Source organism: Methylobacterium indicum (assembly GCF_017347565.1).
Lineage (GTDB): Bacteria > Pseudomonadota > Alphaproteobacteria > Rhizobiales > Beijerinckiaceae > Methylobacterium > Methylobacterium indicum.
Genome location: NZ_AP024145.1, coordinates 5065001 through 5083499, shown reverse-complemented (window position 1 = coordinate 5083499; position 18499 = coordinate 5065001). Strand labels below are relative to the sequence as shown.

Sequence of the window (18499 nt, the reverse complement as noted above, 5' to 3'; positions counted from 1 at the left end):
CCTTCCATGTCCCTCGACGCCCTCCTCGTCCGCATCCACGACGAGATCGCCCGCACCGCCCATCCCCGCGCGCCCTGGCTCGTGCCGCGGACCGGCCCGGACGGCAGGCCGGCCCACGACGTGATCGTGGTCGGGGCCGGGCAATCGGGCCTCGCCATCGCCTTCGGGCTGATGCGGGCGCAGGTCACCAACATCCTGGTGCTCGACCGGGCGCCGAGAGGCCTGGAAGGCCCCTGGCTCACCTATGCCCGCATGCGCACCCTGCGCAGCCCGAAGGACTTCACCGGGCCCGATCTCGGCCTGCCGGCGCTGACCTACCAGTCCTGGCACGAGGCCCGGTACGGCCAAGCGAGCTGGCAGGCGCTCGACCTCATCCTCCGGGAGGATTGGGCCGCCTACCTGGCCTTCGTGCGGACTGCGACCGGCGTGCCGGTGGAGAACGGCGTCACCGTCACCGGCATCGCGCCGGCCGATAACCTCCTGGCGGTGACGGATTCGGACGGCACCGTGCGGTACGCCCGCAAGGTCGTGCTCGCCACCGGCCAGGAGGGCGCCGGGCGCTGGGCGATGCCCGAGGCGCTGGCGGACCTGCCGCCAGGCCGCGTCGCCCGCACCGACGACGCGATCGACTTCGCGGACCTGGAGGGGAAGCGCGTCGCGGTGATCGGCGCCGGCGCCTCGGCCTTCGACAACGCCGCCACCGCGCTCGAAGCCGGCGCCGCCGCGGTCACCCTGCTGTGCCGGCGGGCCGAGGCGCAGGTGGTGCAGCCCTATCGCTGGCTCACCTTCGCGGGTTTCCTGCGCCATCTCGGCGACCTCGACGATGCCTGGCGCTGGCGCTTCATGAGCGCCGTGATGGGCCTGCGCGAAGGGTTTCCGCAGGCGACCTGGGACCGCTGCGCCCGGCACCCGCATTTCCACTTTCTCCCCGGCGCCCCGATCCGCGCGGCGCGGATGGACGGCAGCGCGGTGGTCCTCGACACGCCGCAGGGCATGGTCACCGCCGATCTCGTGATCGCCGCCACCGGCATCGCCGTCGATTACGCCGCGCGGCCCGAATTGTTAGCGTTTGCCCACAACATCGCCACCTGGGGCGACCGCTACGCGCCGCTGCCCGAGGAACGCGACGAGCGGCTCGCCGCCTACCCGTATCTCGGCGACGATTACGCCTTCACCGAGCGCGAGCCCGGTCTGACGCCGTGGATCCGCGACATCCACCTGTTCGGCATCGCCTCCACGGTGAGCCACGGCCCGTCCGGCTCGTCGATCAACGCCATGACGACCGCGGTGCCGCGCCTCGTCTCCGGCCTCACCCGCGGGCTGTTCACCGCCGACCTCGACCGGCTCTGGGCCGAGTTCCGCGCCTACGACGTGCCCCAGGCGGTGCTGCGCTGAAAGGTCATGTGTTAGCTCTTGCCCCCGCGCGATCCCTGGTCTGGAATGGCACCCGCTGGAACGGCCCTTGCAAGAAGGCCGACCGATCAGGGATGCAGGGAAGGAACCGGCGTGACGAAGACCAGCATGCGGACGGGCGGCCTCGTGGCGGCCTTGCTCACGGCCCTCGTCGTGGCAGCGCCGGCCCAGGCCCAGAGCCGGGCCGAGACCCTGCGCTACGTCACGGGGGCTGCGGTCAACACCCTCGACCCGACCATGCCGGGCACGACCCGCGAGGCCTTCGCGATCAGCCTGTCGACGTATGATCGCCTCGTCACCTTCGGCCGCAAGAAGCTCGGCGACAACTGGGTGTTCGACCTCGACACGGTGCGCGGCGAGCTGGCCGAGCGCTACGAGGTCAGCCCCGACGGGCTCACCCTCACCTTCTATCTCCGCAAGGACGCGAAGTTCCAGGACGGTACGCCCGTCACGGCCGAGGACGTGAAGTGGTCCCTCGACCGCGCCGTCTCGGCGAAGTCGCTCGCCGGGCCGCAGCTCCTCACCGGCTCGCTGACGAGCCCCGACCAGTTCACGGTGATCGATCCCCACACCTTCAAGGTCACGCTGCCGAAGCCCGACCGGCTGGCGCTGCCGAACCTCGCCACCGTCTACGCCATCGTCATCAATTCGAAGGTCGCGAAGGCGCACGCGACGCCGGAAGACCCCTGGGCGCAAGGCTGGCTCAAGGACCATGCGGTCGGCAGCGGCGCCTACAGCGTCGACGTGTTCAAGCCCGGCGAGCAGGTCGTGCTGAAGCGCAACGCCGACTGGACCGGCGCCGCGCCGGACAAGCCCGCCGGCTTCAAGCGCATCATCGCCCAGACCATTCCCGATCCGGCGACGCGGGCCAACCTCGTCGAGAAGGGCGATGCCGACATCGTCATCGACCTCCAGGCCAACGACGCGCTGGCGCTGAAGGAGCGCGGCAAGCTGAAGGTGATCGCCACGCCGCAATTCAACGCGGTGACGCTGATCTCCTTCAACACCAAGATGCCGCCCTTCGACAAGGTCGAGGTGCGCCAGGCGCTCGCCTACGCGCTGCCCTACGAGTCGATGTTCAAGGCCGCCCTGTTCGGCCGCGGCAAGCCGCTCTTCGGGGCGACCTGGGGCGAGGGCGATCCCGCCCCCGTCTTCCCCGTCGCCCAGCCGGTGACCCTCGATCTGCCGAAGGCCAAGGCGCTCCTTGCCAAGGCCGGGCTGCCGGACGGGTTCTCGACCACCTTCAGCTTCAATGTCGGCCAGGCCGCCACCGCCGAGCCGATGGCCGCGCTGATCCGCGAATCGCTCGAAAAGATCGGCGTCAAGGTCGAGATCCAGAAGCTGCCCGACGCGCAGATGTCGACGCAGGTGAGCGAGAAGAAGCTGCCATTCTTCACCGAGGGCATCGTCGCCTGGCTGCCCTCGCCGGATTACTTCTACCGCAACTTCTACACCGGCAACCAGCGCTGGAACTACAGCTCGATCGACGATCCCGAGATCAACGAGCTCGCCGCCAAGGCCCGGTTCGAGCGCGATCCGGCGAAGTACGACGACGAGGCCCGGGCCCTGAACAAGCGCCACCTCGCCCTGATGCCGCAGATCCCGATCTGGCAGCCGAACCAGGACGCCGTGATGGCCCAATCCGTCGAGGGCTACACCTACCAGTTCCACCGCCAGGTCGATTACCGCGACCTGTCGCGGAAGTAGCCGGATGGCCTCCGCCTCCGGCATCGCCCGGCGCACCGGGCGGCGCTTCCTGTCCTCGCTGCCGGCTTTGCTGGGCGTCCTGGTCTTCACCTTCCTGCTGATGCGGGTGCTGCCCGGCGACCCGGCGGTGTTCTTCGCCTCCGGGCCCAATGCCGGCAAGGCCGAGATCGAGGAGATCCGCCGCCAGATGGGCCTCGACAAGCCGGTGCCCGAGCAGCTGGTGCGCTATCTCGGCGACGTGGCGCGGGGCCAGCTCGGCCGCTCGATGACGACCGGCCAGCCGGTGCTGACGGATCTCCGCCAGCGCCTGCCGGCCTCCCTCGAACTGACCCTGACGGCCTTGGTCATCGCGCTCCTGCTGGCGATCCCGCTCGGGATCGCGGCGGCGCTCCGGCCCGGCTCGGCGGTGGATCACGCCGTGCGCTTCCTCTGCGCGCTCGGGGTCTGCGTGCCGACCTTCGTGTCGGGGCTGCTGCTGATCTACGTGTTCTACTACCTGCTCGGCGTTGCGCCCGATCCGACCGGCCGCGTCGACGTGTTCGCGGCGAGCCCGCCGGACATCACCGGATTCCTGCTGATCGACTTCCCGCTCGTCGGCGACTGGGAGGGTTTTCGCGCCGCAGCCGGGCAACTGGTGCTGCCGGCCCTTACCATGGCGTTGTTCGTGCTGGCGCCGCTCGCCCGCATCACCCGGGCGGCGATGCTGAGCGTGCTCGGCAGCGACTTCATCCGCACCGCCCGGTCGCTCGGCCTGCCGCGGCGGCGGGTGATCGTGACCTATGCCCTGCGCAACGCGATCCTGCCGGTGCTGACCATCGCGGGCATCGTGTTCTCCACCATGCTCGGCGCCAACGTGCTGGTGGAGAAGGTGTTTTCCTGGCCCGGCGTCGCCTCCTACGCGCTCGATGCGCTGCTCGCCTCCGACTACGCCCCGGTCCAGGGCTTCGTGCTGCTGATGGCGAGCCTGTTCGTCGTCGTGAACCTCACGGTCGACGTGCTCTACGGCCTCGCCGACCCGCGCGTCTCGATCGAGTAGTCGTGATGAACGCCGTCTCCCCCGCCCTCGCCCCCCCGCCCAGCACCCTGCGGCACGCCGCTTATGTCCTGCGCGAGAACCCGCTCACCGCCGTTGCGGCAGCGGGCGCGACCCTGCTCTGCCTCGTCGCCGTCTTCAGCCCCTGGCTCACCCCCTACGATCCCGTCGCCTCCGACGTCTCGGTGGCGCTCCAGCCGCCGAGCGCCGCGCACTGGGCCGGCACCGACCAGCTCGGCCGCGACGTCTTGAGCCGCATCGTCGCGGCGACGCGGCTCGACCTCGCCATCGCGCTCTCGGCGGTCGGCCTGTCCTTCGCCCTCGGCGCGGTGATCGGCGGCGTCAGCGGCTATGCCGGCGGACGGCTCGACCGGGTGGTCGGGCGCCTCGTCGACGTGCTGATGGCCTTCCCGCTCTTCGTCCTGGCGATGGCGCTCGTCGCGGCGCTCGGCAACCGGGTCGAGAACATCGTCATCGCCACCGCGATCATCAACCTGCCGTTCTACATCCGCTTCGCCCGGGCCGAGGTGAACGTGCGGCGCGATGCCGGCTACGTCGAGGCGGCCCGGGCCGGGGGCGAGGGCCACCTCGCGGTGGTGCTGCGCTTCCTCCTGCCCAACGTGCTGCCCGCCATGGCGGTGCAGATCTCGCTCAATCTCGGCTGGGCGATCCTCAACGCCGCCGGCCTCTCCTTCATCGGCCTCGGGGTGCGCCCGCCGACGCCGGAATGGGGGATCCTGGTCGCGGAAGGGGCGCGCTTCATCACCACCGGCAAGTGGTGGCTCGTCGCCTTCCCGGGCCTCGCCCTGATGCTGGCGGTGCTCTGCTTCAACCTGCTCGGCGACGGCCTGCGGGACATCCTCGATCCCCGGATGCGGACCTGATGCAGCCCTCCCTTCTCTCGATCGAGGACCTGAAGGTCACCTTCGCGACGCGGCGCGGCCCGGTCGAGGCCCTGCGCGGCGTCTCGCTGGCGGTCGCAGCCGGCGAGAGCCTCGGCCTCGTCGGCGAATCGGGTTCCGGCAAGTCCGTCACCGCCTTCGCGGCGGCGCGCCTGCTCGACCGGGCTGGGCGCATCACCGGCGGGAGCGTGCGCTTCCGCGGCCAGGACGTGACCCGGCTCTCGGCGGCGGACCTGCGGGCGGCGCACGGCCAGGCGATCGGGATGATCTTCCAGAACCCGCGGGCCGCGCTGAACCCGATCCGCACCATCGGCCGCCAGCTCGCCGACGTGCTGGCGGCGGGCGGGCTGTCGAAACGCCAAGCCCGCGAGCGGGCGCTGGAGAGCCTGGAGGCGGTCCGCATCCGCGACGCTGCGCGCCGCCTCGACGCCTATCCGCACGAGCTCTCCGGCGGCATGTGCCAGCGGGTGATGATCGCGCTCGCCCTCGCCTGCCGCCCGGCGCTCCTGATCGCCGACGAGCCGACCACCGGCCTCGACGTCACGACCCAGAAGACCGTGATGGACCTCGTCGCCCGGCTCACCGCCGAGCGCGGCATGGCGATGATCCTCATCACCCACGATCTCGGCCTCGCCGCCCAGTATTGCGGCCGCATCGCCGTGATGGAGCAGGGCCGCCTCGTCGAGGAGGGCGAGCCGGGGGCGCTGTTCGCGAAGCCGCGCCACCCCTACACCAGGCGCCTCGTCGCCGCCTCGCCGACCCCGACCTCGACGCTCTCCGACCTCGTGCCGGAGAGCCCCCGCCCGCCGGCTCGGACGCGGCCGGCGCCGGCCCCCGGCACCCCGCCGCTCCTCGCGGTGGAAGGACTCGGAAAGATGTTCGGCGGCGCCATGGCGGTGGAGGACGTGTCCTTCTCCCTTGGTGAGGGCGAGAGCCTCGGCCTCGTCGGCGAATCCGGGTCGGGCAAGAGCACCACGTCGCGGATGATCTGCCGGCTCCTCGATGCCAGCGCCGGACAGATCCTGTTCGACGGCGAATCGATCGGCACGATTCCGGCCCGCGACTTCCACCGCTCGGCGCATCGGCGCGCGATCCAGATCGTCTTTCAGGACCCGACCGACAGCCTCAACCCGCGCTTCTCCGCCTTCGACTGCATCGCCCATCCGGTGAAGCGCCTGACGCCCCTGCGGGGCGAGGCGTTGCGACTGCGGGTGATCGAGAGCGCCGAGCGGGCGGGCCTGCCCGCCGCCCTCCTCGACCGTTTCCCGCACCAGCTCTCCGGCGGCCAGAAGGCCCGCATCGGCATCGCCCGGGCCATCGCCGTGAAGCCCCGGCTCCTCGTCCTCGACGAGCCGACGGCGGCCCTCGACGTCTCGGTCCAGGCCGGGGTGCTGCGCCTCCTCGACGATTTGCGCCGCGAGGACGGCCTCGCCGTCCTGTTCGTGAGCCACGACCTCAACGTGGTGCGGATGATGTGCGAGCGCACCCTGGTGCTCCAGGGCGGGCGGGTGGTCGAGGAAGGCGTCAGCCGCGACCTCTTCCGGGCGCCGCGCACCGCCTACACACGGGAATTGCTGGCGGCGATTCCGCATTTCCGGCCAGGGCAGCCGCGGGGGCTCGCGGCGGAGCCGGCGGCGTGAGGCTTCCACTCTCGGTCGTGTGCGTCCCTCCTCTCCCCGCGGGCGGGGAGAGGGCTGTGTTCCCGTTCAGGGAACGCAGCGAGGCGGCAGCCGGGGGTGAGGGGGTCTCGACGAGTGAAACTCCTCCGGCACCACCCCCTCACCCTCGCTCCGGCTTCGCCTGCGTTCGCTTCACCCCCGACAAGGGGGGTGAAGCCCTCTCCCCGCCCGCGGGGAGAGGAGATAGGCGGGCCTTCTTCAACCTGTTCTGATCCCTGAGGAATCCCCATGCGCGTGATCCGCACCGCCGCCGCCCAGCTCGGGCCGATCCAGAAAGCCGAGGACCGCGGCAGCGTCGTCGCCCGGATGATCGCGCTGATGGACGAGGCGAAACGCCAGGACGCCGACCTGATCGTCTATCCGGAGCTGGCGCTGACCACCTTCTTCCCGCGCTGGTACCATGCGGACCGCGCCGAGGCCGACCACTGGTTCGAGCGCGAGATGCCGGGCCCGGCCACCACCCCGCTCTTCGACCGGGCGCGCCAGCACGGCATGGCGATGTCGTTCGGCTATGCCGAGCTGACGCCGGAGGGCCGGCACTTCAACACGGCGATCCTGGTCGACCGCGACGGCACCATCGTCGGCCGATACCGCAAGGTCCACCTGCCCGGCCACGTCGAGTTCGATCCCGAGCGCTCGCACCAGCACCTCGAGAAGCGCTATTTCGAGCCGGGTGATCTCGGTTTTCCGGTCTGGCGGATGCTCGGCGGCATCCTCGGCATGTGCATCTGCAACGACCGGCGCTGGCCCGAGACCTACCGGGTGATGGGATTGCAGGGCGTCGAGATGGTGGTGCTCGGCTTCAACACCCCGTCGGTCAACGGCCAGCGCGGCAGCGAGGGCCTGGAGGACAGGCTGTTCCACCACCGCCTGTCGGTCCAGGCCGGCGCCTACCAGAACGCCACCTGGGTGGTGGCGGTGGCCAAGGCCGGGGACGAGGACGGCCACCCGCTGATGGGCGGCACCCTGATCTGCGATCCGAACGGGAAGATCGTGGCCGAGCTTCCCGGCGAGGCCGACGGGGTGATCGTCGCCGCCTGCGACCTCGACGAGACCCGGTTCGGCAAGGAGACGATCTTCGACTTCGCCCGCCACCGCCGGCCCGAGCATTACGGCCGCATCACCGCCCAGACCGGCGCGGTGCTGCCGGAGTGAATGCCGGCGACGCGATGTCAGGCCACCGCCACGATGCCGATCGCCATGGCCACCGCGGCCTGGGTCGGGTCGATGACCGGGATGCCGAGTTCCTGCTCCAGGCCGCGGCGATGCACCGCCATGCCGGCGCAGCCCATGACGATGGCGCCCGCCCCGTCCCGGTCGCGCAGGTCGCGGCCGACGGCGATCATCCGGGCGAGCGTGTCGGGGCCGCTCGCGGTCTCGGCCACCGTCATCTCCAGCGCCCGCTCGCCGGCCAGGCGGTCGCTCACCCCCATCTGGCGCAGGGCCCGCAGGTGGCGCGGGATCGAGCGGCTCGCCACCGCGATCACGCCGAACCGGTCGGCCCGGGCGAGCGCGGTGAGCACCCCGCATTCGGCGATGCCGAGCACCGGCCGGTCGGTCGCCTCGCGGCAGACATGCAGGCCGGGATCGGAGTAGCAGGCGATGACATACGCATCCGCCGCCTCGCGCCGCACGAGGTCGCGCAGGGGCAGCGCCACCTGCTCGACATCGGCCTGCGACTGGATGCCGAACGGCCCCTCGGCGAGCGTCCGGCACGCGATGGCGATGCCGGGCCGCGCGAGGGGCGCCAGCGCGCCATCGAGGCCGCGGGTGACGGCCTCGTTCGAGTTCGGGTTGATGACGAGGATGCGCCGGTCGGCACTCATGGTGGCTCCCTGATGTGTCAGACCTTCAGCCTAGCAAGTTTCGGACGAGGAACATCCGTATGAGTGAGCCCGCCTTCGACACCGTGATCCGCGGCGGCACCGTCGCCACCGCGAGCGACGTCTTCTCGGCCGATCTCGGACTCCGCGACGGCCGGATCGCGGCGATCGGCCTCGACCTCGCCCCGGGACGCCAGGAGATCGACGCAAGTGGCAAGCTGGTCCTGCCGGGCGGGATCGACAGCCACGCCCATATCGAGCAGCTCTCGGCCTCCGGACTCATGAACGCCGATACCTGGGAGAGCGCCACCCGCTCGGCGGCGCTCGGCGGCACCACCAGCGTCATCGCCTTCGCGGCCCAGCATGTCGGGATGGATCTGGCGCAGGTCGTCGAGGACTACACCGCGCTGGCGCAACGCGGCGCGGTGATCGACTACGCCTTCCACCTGATCGTGGCCGACGCGACCGAGAAGGCCCTGAGCCAGGACGTGCCGGCTCTGGCGAAGGGCGGCCACCTCTCGCTCAAGGCGTTCATGACCTATGACCGCCTGCGCCTCGCCGACGAGGCCCTGCTCGACCTGATGGCGGCGGCCAAGGCGGTGGGTGCCCTGGTCTGCGTCCACGCCGAGAATCACGGCCTCATCGCCTTCGCCAGCCGGCAATTGCTGAAGGAGGGCAAGACGGCGCCGAAATACCACGCCGCCAGCCATCCGCGCCTGTCGGAATCGGAGGCGTTCGAGCGGGTGGTGCGGTTCTCGCAATACCTCGACCAGCCGGTGATGATCTTCCACGTCTCGACCGAGGAAGGCGCGGCGATCCTGCGCCGGGCCCGCGGCGAGGGGGCGAAGGTCTATGCCGAGACCTGCCCGCAATACCTCTTCCTCACCGAATCCGACCTCGACCGGCCGGGGCTGGAGGGGGCGAAATGGATGTGCTCGCCGCCGCTGCGCGAGGCCCGCGACCAGGAGGCCCTGTGGCGCGCCCTCGATCTCGGCGACCTCCAGACCGTCTCCTCGGACCACGCCCCCTACCGCTACGACGAGACCGGCAAGCTCAAGGCGGGTCCGGGGGCGACCTTCAAGGAGATCGCCAACGGCATGCCGGGCCTCCAGATGCGCCTGCCGCTCCTGTTCGACGCCATGGTGTCGGGCGGGCGGCTCGGGCTGAAAAAATTCGTCGAGATCACCGCGACGGCGCCGGCCCGGATCTACGGCCTGAACGTCAAGGGCTCGGTGGCGGTGGGGATGGATGCCGATCTCTGCCTGTGGAATCCAGAGAAGCGCGTCACCCTCTCGGACGCCATGGTCGAGGACCGCACCGGCTTCACGCCCTATGCCGGCCGGATCGTCACCGGCTGGCCCGAGACGGTTCTGTGCCGCGGCCGGGTGATCGTCGCAGAGGGCGCGGTGACCGCGGAAGCCGGCAGCGGCGCGCCGATCCGGCGGGACTGACGATCTCTCCGGCGATCGGGCTCGCCCTCGGGGAGGTGCACGGCACCGCCCTGGGGGCTCGGCAACGAAGACACGGTAAGCGGAGATCGGCCGCCGGTCCGCCTTTTCCGTAGGGTTCGGTGATGCGCGCGGAGCGAATCGCCCTAGTTTGGCTCTCGATCGAGGAGCCACCCCGCTGTCAACGGCCAAGTCGACGACCACCCCGTCATCCACCGCTCCGGCCCCGCGCCGCGACTGGTTCTGGAACGCGCTCCAGGCCACCGAGCGGCTGCGCGCGCGGGCCTGGCTCGGCGAGTTCGTGGCTTTCGGCGCCACCGCGGCCGCGCTCGGCCTGCGGCTCGCGGTCGACGACGTGCTGCCCCCGGGCTTTCCCTACCTGACCTTCTTCCCGGCGGTCATCCTCACCACGTTCTTCTGCGGCCTGCGCCCCGGCATCACCTGCGCCGCCTTGAGCGGGCTGTCGGCCTGGTACTTTTTCCTACCGCCGAGCGAGGGGTTCATCCTCACGGCGCAATCGGGGCTGGCGCTCGCCTTCTACGTCTTCATCGTCGCCGTCGACATCGTGCTGATCCACATCATGCACACGGCGAGCGTCCGGCTGCGCCGCGAGCGCGCCGTGACCGCCGGGCTCTACGAGCAGCAGCGCACCATGTTCCAGGAGCTGCAGCACCGGGTGGCGAACAACATGCAGTTCGTCGCCGCGCTCCTCACCCTGCAGAAGCGCCGGGTCGGCAACGACCCGCAGGCGGCGATCGCCGCCCTCGACGAGGCGCGGATCCGCCTCGAGACGATCTCCCGCATCCACCGCCGGCTCTACGACCCGAGCCGGATCAGTCTGCCGGTCGGCCAGTACCTGCAGGAGCTCTGCGCCGACCTCCTCGACGCCACCGGCGCCCGCAACATCGTCTGCCTGGTCGACGTGCCGCCGGTGCGCTTCGACCTGACCCGACTCACCACCCTGTCGCTCCTGGTGGTCGAGGTGGTGACCAACGCCCTGAAGCACGCCTTCCCGGACGGCGCCCGCGGTACGATCACGATCCGGATCGAGGCGACGGGGCCGGACCGGATGGCGCTCACGATCGCGGATGACGGCCGGGGGATCCCGGCCGGGTTCGACCCGGAGGCGAGCCCAAGCCTGGGCTTGCGCATCGCGCAGGGGCTCGCCGCCCAGCTCGACGGGACCCTCGCCTATGCGGGCGGCCCCGGCACCGTGGTGCGGCTGGATTTCGCCGCGGTGGGCCCGACGGCGGAATAAGCGGTTCCGGACGCCGGGCCGCCGTTCGTCAGGACAGGCGCAGCAGGAGCGCCAGGGCGGAGACGATCAGCACCGCGAAGGTCGCCAGGATGCCACCGCCGCGGCAGGCATATTGGCGCGGCGAGTTCGCCGGCGCCGTCATGCCGAACGGATGCAGCACCCGGCCGACCAGCAGCACCAGGAGCAGGCCGTGAACCAGGGTCCGGCTGCCGCCATGGGCCTCGAACAGCCCCACGACGATCAGGATCAGCGGCACGTACTCGGCGAAGTTGGCCTGGGAGCGGGCGCGGTGCAGCAGCACGGCATCGCCGCCGTCGCCGTGCAGCACGTTGGCGGAGAGCCGCCGGGCCATCACCCAGATCGACAGCCCGGCAAAGAGCAGTGCCAGGACCGAGGCGTAGGCGGCGGTCAGGGACGGGAACACCATCGGGTCGATCTCCTCAAGCGCGGGTCGGCGCGTGGATGGGGCAGCCGTTATGCTCCGCCCGGAATCCGGCCGAGCGCGGATAGACGGCGCGGCGCGCCCGCATCACCGAGCCGAGCGGCCGATGCGCCGCCAGACCGTGCCACGGGCTGAAGGCGAGGCCGTCGTCGAGGCGGCGGATCTTGTCGTCGCTCCAGCTCTCCTGCGGCGCGACCGTGATCCGCGCGACCGGCACGTAGGGACTCTCCTCCTCCGACCAGGGCGTCGAGGCATCCTCGACCGGCATCGTCTCCCGGTTGGTCAGCAGCTGGGCGCGCAGCTCCCATACGCCCTCGTGAGCACGGAAGAACTCCGACACCGCCTCGCGCAGGCCGTTCGGCTTGCCGTTGACGTTAAGCGACGCGCCCGTGAGGGCGGTGAGCGCCGGGGCGACCGGAGCGACCGCGACCTTGGCGACGTAATCGCCCCAGCGCAGGGCCGCCTGGCTGTAGAAGGTCTCGCCGAGGATGTGCGTCTCGGGATGGCCGCCGAGGCTGATCAGCGTCGCGCTCTTGCCCCCGACCGCCTCGATGGCCCCTTCGAGCCCGCGCAGGGCGGCGGAAAACACCTTCTTGAACACCTGCGGCGTGTCGGTGGTGGCGGCCAGGAGCTTCAGGCTCTTCAGGAAGGCCCTGGCATCGGGCGCGGTGAAGGCCGGGGCGTTTGCCAGGACGAAATCCTGGGTCTCCCCCTCGGCCTCGGGCAGCCGCTCGCCCGACACGCCGATCACCTTCACGGCGAGGCCCCGCGGGGTCGAGACGCTGTCGTCCAGGATGTCGCCCGGATTGGTCGAGAGCCGCAGCACGACGTCGTAGGAGCCGGGCGCGGCGAACAGGCCTTGCGCCAGCGTCGGAGGCAGATCGGGCAGTACGGTCAGCCGGCCGGTCAGGAGCCCGTGGCTCTTGGCGTGGACCCCGCGCACCGCGTGCCCGTAATCCTTCAGCGTGGTCTCCTGGATCTTCCGGAAGACCCGGATCATCTCCGCCTGCACCTCGTCTTCGTCGGGCTGAACGACCTCCAGAGAGGAATCGAAGCGAATCGGAGACGGCATCGTGACGGGTCCTGCTGAATGTCGAGGACGCCGGACGCGTCGCTACGTCAGCGGAAACGATTCCCTCTCGTTCGTGTTCCGGCCGCCGGCACGCTGCAGGCGGCATTCCCGAGCCTCCGGACTGCGACCGCCGCCGAAGAAGTGTCTTTCCGTAGCCCGCTCGTAAGTCCGTAGCCCGCTCGTAAGTGACATCGCGAGGATAAAGGTTCTCCTTCAATGTCCATAACGAGCAAGATTCTTCTCCTTCACCCGGACACTTTGGAACCCGCGTTCATTGACGATCGCACCGGGTCCGGCTTGAATGCACGTCTCCGGGCTCGGACATCCGTCGCGTCGTCCGGTGCCGCGACGAGGAGCCACTGCCATGCCTGCCGCCGTGAAGGCCCGTACCCTGATCGACCGCAGCCGCATCCTCGCCTGGAACGCCCTGACGGTCGTCGTCTTCGTGGCCCTCACCGCCTACGTGGCGCGGGTGGACGCGTTCCTGCGGTAGCCCGCCTCGATCACTCTTCCCGTTCCCGCACCAGGCCGAGCGACTCCTCCAGCGTCCCGAGGAGCCGGTCGAAATCCCGCCGTTGCGCGTCGCTGAGCCCGGACAGGAGCCTGGCTTCGCGAGCGAGCAGGATCGGCACCAGCTCGGCGTAGGTCTGGCGTCCCTGCGGCGTCAGCTCCAGCATCATCTCGCGCCGGTCGTCGCCGCTCTCCTTCCGGGCGAGCAGGCCGAGCTCGATCAGGTGTCCGACGGCCCGGCTGATCCGCGACTTGTGCGTGCGGGTGCAGCGCACGACGTAGGCCGCGCTGCGCGGTTCCGCATGTTGCCCGAGCGTCGCCAGCACTCGCCATTCCGGGATGTCGATCCCGAACCGCGCGTAGTCGGCGGCCAGGGCATTGCTGAACTCGCTGGCGAGCCGGTTGAGCCGGAACGGCGAGAAGGCGAGCAGGTTCAGGCGGTCCATCGGGTTCGCGTTCGCCTCCACGGCGCTGAGAGGGCCTGCACCCTACATGAAGTTGCAAACGCAACACATTATGCGGTTCTCGGCCTCTCACCCCCACGATCGGTTCGATTCGGCGCGCGAATCCAGACCTTTCGCCGCCTCGGACAGCCGACCCGTGAATGGTGCGGCAGCGGGTCCAAAGGTCTCCTGGCGGGCCCGCCACAGAGCCATCACCATCGGCCAGGGTGAGAACCGCCCCACTCGCGCCTTGTCGGTCAGGTCGCGGAGGTAGGCGCCCGGCGCCGCGATGGCGGGACCACGTTGGAGGATCGCTGCCACGACGGTGGCCGCTGCCTCTTCCCCCATGACCGTCACGGCCTCTGTCCAGACCGCCGGACTGATACCGAGGCTCGCCCGCGCCAGCAACGCCGCGCCAAGAAAGTCGCGCCAATGTCCGATCCCATGCCGAGCATACGCTCCGAGATCCGGGCAGGCCTCGAGGACGAGCCTCAACGGCAGCACCCGCGTCGGTGGCACCAGGGTGTCGGGTCCGGTCTCCCCGGGATCCGTCTCCTGTCCCCGCAAACCCCGTTCAAGATTCTGGAAAGACTCAGGTTTTGAACTCTGATGGTGGCAGCCGATCTGGGACTCACTGGCGCCCGTTTTTCCGAATTCCAGCGATTCCGCCAGGCACTTATCCACCTCCGCCCGCAAATCCCGCAATCCGCCGGCGATCTCGGCCAGGAGCAGGTTGCCGGCCGAGCGCGGCGGCATCGCGCCGGCTCCCGCCAGATGGGCCTCGAACGCGTCCCACGCACCGTCCAGCCCCTCCGCACGGGCGAAGGCGACGATCTTGCCGATGTCCCGGCGCAGCAGCGAGATCTCTTCGCGCAGGAGCGCCCGCGCCTTGGCGGCAGCCCGGACTTCGCCGGCCAGCGCCTCGAACTCGGCGGCGCGGGCCACCAGGGGCGAGAGGTCGAAGCCGAAGGCCTGCTCGATCCGGCCGCCCTCGCCGCGCCTCGCGTAGCGCTTGCCGTTGGGGCTGTCGCGGCGGATCACCAGGCCCGCCTCGACGAGCTGCGTCAGCGCCCGACGCAGCGTCGTCGGCGACGGCCCGTGGGCGCGCACCGAGAGTTCCCGGTTGGAGGGAAACACCACGAGGTCGGTACCGGGAGTCAGGGCGGTCTCGGGATGGAAGCTGAGCAGCGCCGACAGGACCGCGAGCGCCCGGTCCCCGACGCCGAGACGCGCCTTGGCCTCGGTCAGGTTGCGGAAAGTGCGCCATTTGTGGCTGGCGGCCTCGTCCGGGCACGCTTTCGCCGCCGCCTGCGCCGCCATCATGGCGAGCGACAACGGCCGCCGCCCGAAGGGCGTCGTCGGTTGGGTCTGGGACATGGCTGTGCCTGTCGTCAGGCAACAGAAAAGGGTTCGCCGAATCGGCGCCACGCTTGACAGAATGTGCCGGATTTGATTCTCTCAGGCTGCCAGGCACTAAGAGAAGGGCTTCCGGGGCGTCGCTTCGGGGGCCTTTTTCTTTTGCCGGATCGATCCTTTCTGGGTTCGCGTGAGTGAAACCGCCCGGGGCGGGGTTAAACCGGGCCGGGTGGCCCGGATTTCACCGGAACGAGATCTTGGTGGACAAGGGAGCCCGGCTCACGCCGCCCTCCCCCAGGCCCTGGTGATCTCGCCGGCAATCTCGGCATTGACCGCATCCAGCGCCTCGACCGCCCGGTCGTAGGCCTGGCGGGTCGCGCCCTCCCGGCCGGCCTCGTAGAGGGTCCGGCCCGATGCGCCGGCCTGCGCGATCGCGCAGGCGAGCGGCACCGCATGGGTCATCACCTGCTCGCCGAAGAGCGCGCGCAAGAGTCCGACGATCTGGGTCTGCGGCCCGTCATTCGGCTCGTAGCGGGTGACGAGGTAGCGCAGGAAGTCGTGGCGCAGGTCGCCCCCGGCCTCGCGCACGGCGCCGAGCAGGTCGGCGGTCATCCGCAGCGAGCCGGACATGCCGGCGAGGTCGAGCATCTGCGGCTGCACCGTCACCAGGATGCCGGTCGCCGCGCAGAGCGCCCCGAGGGTCAGGACCCCGAGCTGCGGCGCGCAATCGACCACCACGACGTCGTAGCGCGCGGAGACCCCCGCCAGGGCCTCGGCGACGCGGCCGACCGCGCCCTCCGGCATCGCCGCCGAGAGCGGGCCCCCATGCTCGCAGGCCATCAGCTCGAGATGGCCGGGCACGAGGTCGATTCCCGGAAAATGGGTCGGGCGCACGATCTCGCCGAGCGGGCGCTCGGCCCCGTCGCGCCGCACCGCGCCGTACAGGGTCTGGCTCACGCCGACATCGAGCTCCGGGCGGCATCCGAAGAGACCCGAGAGCGCCGCCTGCGGATCGAGATCGACGGCGAGCACCCGGTAGCCCTGCAGCGCCAGGTACTGCGCCAGATGCGCCGCCACCGTGGTCTTGCCCGAGCGGCCCTTGACGTTGGTCACCGCCAGGACCTGCAGGTGCTCCCCGGCCCGCCGGTGGCGCAGGTAGCCCGGCCGCGTCCGAGCGAGATGCCGCCGCACGTCGTTGATCTGCGCCAGGGTGAACAGGCGCCGGCCCGCCGGGCCCTTCTCGGGCTCGAGTTCCTCGTCCGACAGGATCAGCTGGCGCAGATAGGCGTCGGTGATGCCGATGAGGCGCGCCGCCTCGCCGGTCGCGAAGCGGCGCAGCTCGCGCCGCGCCGCCGGGGGGCCGAGGCGCTCGCGCACCTCGTCGATCTGGCGCGACAGCGCGTCGGCATGGGCCGCGATCACGGCGTCGAACGACGCGGCGGAGGAGGACCTCCGCCCGGCGATTCGACTTTCGGCAGCCTTCGACATCTACGCTTTCCAGCCTCATCCGAGCTTGTGAGCGTAGTTTGGCCGGCTCGGCGGACGGAGAGTCAAGCGTTAAGCCCCGGGCTCTCCGATTCAGGAGTCGACAACCTTTTCTCCACAGGAGTCAGGCGCTTCGCGTCGATCGCGCTGGGACCGACGCACCGAATCGTGCGTTGGAGCCGAATCGGTTCGCCGCGATCGGGCGAGAGAGGCCGCCGGTCAGGGTCCGGCGCGCAGCCGGTCGAGGAGGCCGGAATCGGCGTAGCCGTCGGGCACGATCCCGGCCTCGCCCTGCCAGGCCCGGATCGCCGCCCGGCTGCGCGGACCGATGCGCCCATCGATCCCGCCGACCGGGTGGCCCTTGGCCTCCAGCAGCGCCTGGATCTCCCGCCGCTCGTCCCGGGCGAGCGGCCGGTCGTCCCGGGGCCAGGGCCGCACGAAGCCCGGCTCGCCCCGCAGCCGGTCGGAGAGATGCGCCACCGCCAGCGCGTACGAGAAGGCGGCATTGTAGCCGAGCAGCGCCGAAAAATTCGGGCGCAGCAGGAAGGCCGGGCCCTTCGCGCCGGCCGGCAGGACGAGGCGCGCGGTATCGCCATCGGCCCCGATCGGCCGGCCCGCCGGCACGACTCCGAGGGCGCGCCACTCGGCGAGCGTCCGCCCCGTCGTCTCGTCGGCGAGGCGATAGTCGAAGCCCGCCGGCAGCAGCACCTCGCCGCCCCAGCCCTCCCCGGGCCGCCAGCCCAAGGTCCGCAGGTACTGCCCCGTCGAGGCGAGCGCATCCGGCGCCGAGGTCCAGATGTCGGCCCGCCCGTCCCCGTCGCCATCGACCGCGTGGCGCAGATAGGTCGTCGGCATGAACTGGGTGTGGCCCATCGCGCCGGCCCAGGAGCCGGTCAGGCGGTCCGGCGTGGTACGGTTCAGGTCGAGGATCCGCAGGGCCGCCACCAGCTCCTCGGTCCAGGTGCCGACCCGCGGCCCCCCGGCGCAGGCCAGGGTGGCGAGCGAGCGGACGACCGGCCGCACCTTGCGGGGATCGTCGAGCACGCTGCCGTAGCCCGATTCGATGCCCCAGATCGCCACCAGCACGTGCCGGTCGACGCCGGTCGACGCCTCGATCGCCGGCAGGCGCGCCTCCGAGACGAGCTTCGCCCGGCCGTCGGTCACCGCCTCCTCGCTCACCGCGGCGTCGAGATAGGCCCAGACCGGCTTCTCGAACTCCGCCTGGCGTCCCGTCGCCGCGACGACGTCCGGATCGGCGGTGAGCCCGGAGAGCTGCGCCTCCGCCAGGGTCGGCGTCACTCCCTGCTCCCGCGCCTTGGCGACGAGGCCGGCCAGGCACTCGGCCATCGCGGGCGGCGCCTCGGGTGCCGGCTGCGCCAGGGCGGCCGTGCCAGCGAGCAAGCACAGGAGCGCGAACGGCATCCGCATCGAACAACCTCGTGGTCGGTGGTCGCCACAGATAGGGAGCGGAACCGACCGCCGTCAGGGTTCGGGCAGGGCGAAGACCGTCAGCTGCCCGCCCGCGGCGGTATATTGCGTCAGGGCGGCGTAGCCGCCGACCGCGCCCGAGCCCTCGGCCGGGTCGGTGAGCCCGGCGGCAAGCCCGATTCCGGCCCAGCCGCCGATGCCGGACAGCACTGCCACGTATTGCCGGCCGCCATGCATATACGTGGTGACGTTGCCGACGATGCCAGATGGCGTCTTGAAGCGGTAGAGTTCGCGGCCGGTCTCGGCGTCGACCGCCTTCAGGTAGCCTTCGAGGGTGCCGTAGAACACCACCCCGCCGGCGGTGGCGAGCGCCCCCGACCAGACCGAGAACGGCTCGGGGATCGACCACTTGATGCGGCCCAAAAGATTGTCCCAGGCGATGAAGGCGCCGGTGCGGTCGGTGCCCGGCGGCGGATGCAGCGTCAGCGTCGCCCCGACAT

17 protein-coding genes (1 of these 17 only partly in view) are annotated in these 18499 nt (G+C 70.9%); 9 read left to right on the top strand and 8 right to left on the bottom strand.

What is annotated here, in order from left to right; translation table 11 throughout:
- Positions 1 to 6 precede the first annotated feature (6 nt).
- From miv_RS23640 to miv_RS23615, 6 genes are all read left to right on the top strand, one after another.
- Positions 7 to 1395 (top strand): NAD(P)-binding domain-containing protein, encoded by a 1389-nt coding sequence (locus miv_RS23640; RefSeq protein WP_207179237.1) that lies wholly within the window; start codon positions 7 to 9, stop codon positions 1393 to 1395.
- Positions 1396 to 1521: 126 nt separating this feature from the next.
- On the top strand, positions 1522 to 3120 hold the full coding sequence (locus miv_RS23635) for an ABC transporter substrate-binding protein (RefSeq protein ID WP_207183608.1): 1599 nt from the start codon (positions 1522 to 1524) through the stop codon (positions 3118 to 3120).
- A 4-nt stretch (positions 3121 to 3124) separates the two neighbouring features.
- On the top strand, positions 3125 to 4156 hold the full coding sequence (locus miv_RS23630; RefSeq protein WP_207179231.1) for an ABC transporter permease: 1032 nt from the start codon (positions 3125 to 3127) through the stop codon (positions 4154 to 4156).
- Between the two features lie 5 nt (positions 4157 to 4161).
- On the top strand, positions 4162 to 5037 hold the full coding sequence (locus miv_RS23625) for an ABC transporter permease (RefSeq protein WP_058620780.1): 876 nt from the start codon (positions 4162 to 4164) through the stop codon (positions 5035 to 5037).
- The gene (nikE, locus tag miv_RS23620) at positions 5037 to 6695 is read left to right on the top strand and encodes a nickel ABC transporter ATP-binding protein NikE (protein WP_207179228.1); all 1659 of its coding nucleotides are present in this window, start codon (positions 5037 to 5039) and stop codon (positions 6693 to 6695) included. Before miv_RS23625 ends, nikE begins: the two co-directional genes overlap by 1 nt.
- Before the next feature lie 267 nt (positions 6696 to 6962).
- Positions 6963 to 7889: an N-carbamoyl-D-amino-acid hydrolase gene (locus tag miv_RS23615; RefSeq protein WP_207179226.1), complete on the top strand. Its 927-nt coding sequence runs from the start codon at positions 6963 to 6965 to the stop codon at positions 7887 to 7889.
- Positions 7890 to 7906: 17 nt separating this feature from the next.
- Here miv_RS23615 and miv_RS23610 read toward each other — a convergent pair whose 3' ends face one another.
- Entirely contained in the window at positions 7907 to 8560 is a 654-nt protein-coding gene (locus miv_RS23610; RefSeq protein ID WP_207179224.1) for an aspartate/glutamate racemase family protein, read from the bottom strand.
- A gap of 59 nt (positions 8561 to 8619) precedes the next feature.
- Between miv_RS23610 and hydA the strand changes: the two genes are divergently transcribed.
- Together hydA and miv_RS23600 are read left to right on the top strand one after the other, a co-directional pair.
- On the top strand, positions 8620 to 10008 hold the full coding sequence (gene hydA / locus miv_RS23605) for a dihydropyrimidinase (RefSeq protein ID WP_207179222.1): 1389 nt from the start codon (positions 8620 to 8622) through the stop codon (positions 10006 to 10008).
- A 268-nt stretch (positions 10009 to 10276) separates the two neighbouring features.
- Positions 10277 to 11263: a sensor histidine kinase gene (locus miv_RS23600; RefSeq protein ID WP_048426014.1), complete on the top strand. Its 987-nt coding sequence runs from the start codon at positions 10277 to 10279 to the stop codon at positions 11261 to 11263.
- A gap of 28 nt (positions 11264 to 11291) precedes the next feature.
- Here the strand turns inward: miv_RS23600 and miv_RS23595 are convergent, their stop codons facing one another.
- The gene (locus tag miv_RS23595) at positions 11292 to 11690 is read right to left on the bottom strand and encodes an MAPEG family protein (RefSeq protein ID WP_048426008.1); all 399 of its coding nucleotides are present in this window, start codon (positions 11688 to 11690) and stop codon (positions 11292 to 11294) included.
- A gap of 13 nt (positions 11691 to 11703) precedes the next feature.
- A complete protein-coding gene (locus miv_RS23590; RefSeq protein WP_207179220.1) occupies positions 11704 to 12777 on the bottom strand; it encodes a catalase family protein in 1074 nt (357 codons plus the stop codon).
- A 364-nt stretch (positions 12778 to 13141) separates the two neighbouring features.
- Here miv_RS23590 and miv_RS33765 point away from each other — a divergent pair, with 364 nt between their 5' ends.
- A complete protein-coding gene (locus tag miv_RS33765; protein WP_274534400.1) occupies positions 13142 to 13270 on the top strand; it encodes a hypothetical protein in 129 nt (42 codons plus the stop codon).
- 10 nt (positions 13271 to 13280) lie between these two features.
- Here the strand turns inward: miv_RS33765 and miv_RS23585 are convergent, their stop codons facing one another.
- From miv_RS23585 to miv_RS23565, 5 genes are all read right to left on the bottom strand, one after another.
- Positions 13281 to 13733, bottom strand: coding sequence for a MarR family winged helix-turn-helix transcriptional regulator (locus tag miv_RS23585; RefSeq protein WP_207179218.1), 453 nt, complete (start codon positions 13731 to 13733; stop codon positions 13281 to 13283).
- Between the two features lie 87 nt (positions 13734 to 13820).
- Positions 13821 to 15065, bottom strand: coding sequence for a plasmid replication protein RepC (gene repC / locus miv_RS23580; protein WP_244496609.1), 1245 nt, complete (start codon positions 15063 to 15065; stop codon positions 13821 to 13823).
- Positions 15066 to 15365: 300 nt separating this feature from the next.
- Positions 15366 to 16574, bottom strand: coding sequence for a plasmid partitioning protein RepA (gene repA, locus miv_RS23575; protein ID WP_048426012.1), 1209 nt, complete (start codon positions 16572 to 16574; stop codon positions 15366 to 15368).
- Between the two features lie 216 nt (positions 16575 to 16790).
- Positions 16791 to 17993 carry a lytic murein transglycosylase gene (locus miv_RS23570; protein ID WP_425312990.1) on the bottom strand — a complete coding sequence of 401 codons (1203 nt, stop codon included), beginning with the start codon at positions 17991 to 17993 and terminating at the stop codon, positions 16791 to 16793.
- A gap of 60 nt (positions 17994 to 18053) precedes the next feature.
- Positions 18054 to 18499, bottom strand: partial view of a methanol/ethanol family PQQ-dependent dehydrogenase gene (locus miv_RS23565; protein WP_207179214.1) — the 3' portion only. It continues 1324 nt past the right edge of the window; 446 of the gene's 1770 nt are visible here — the last part of the coding sequence; its start codon lies beyond the right edge, outside the window; it ends in the stop codon at positions 18054 to 18056.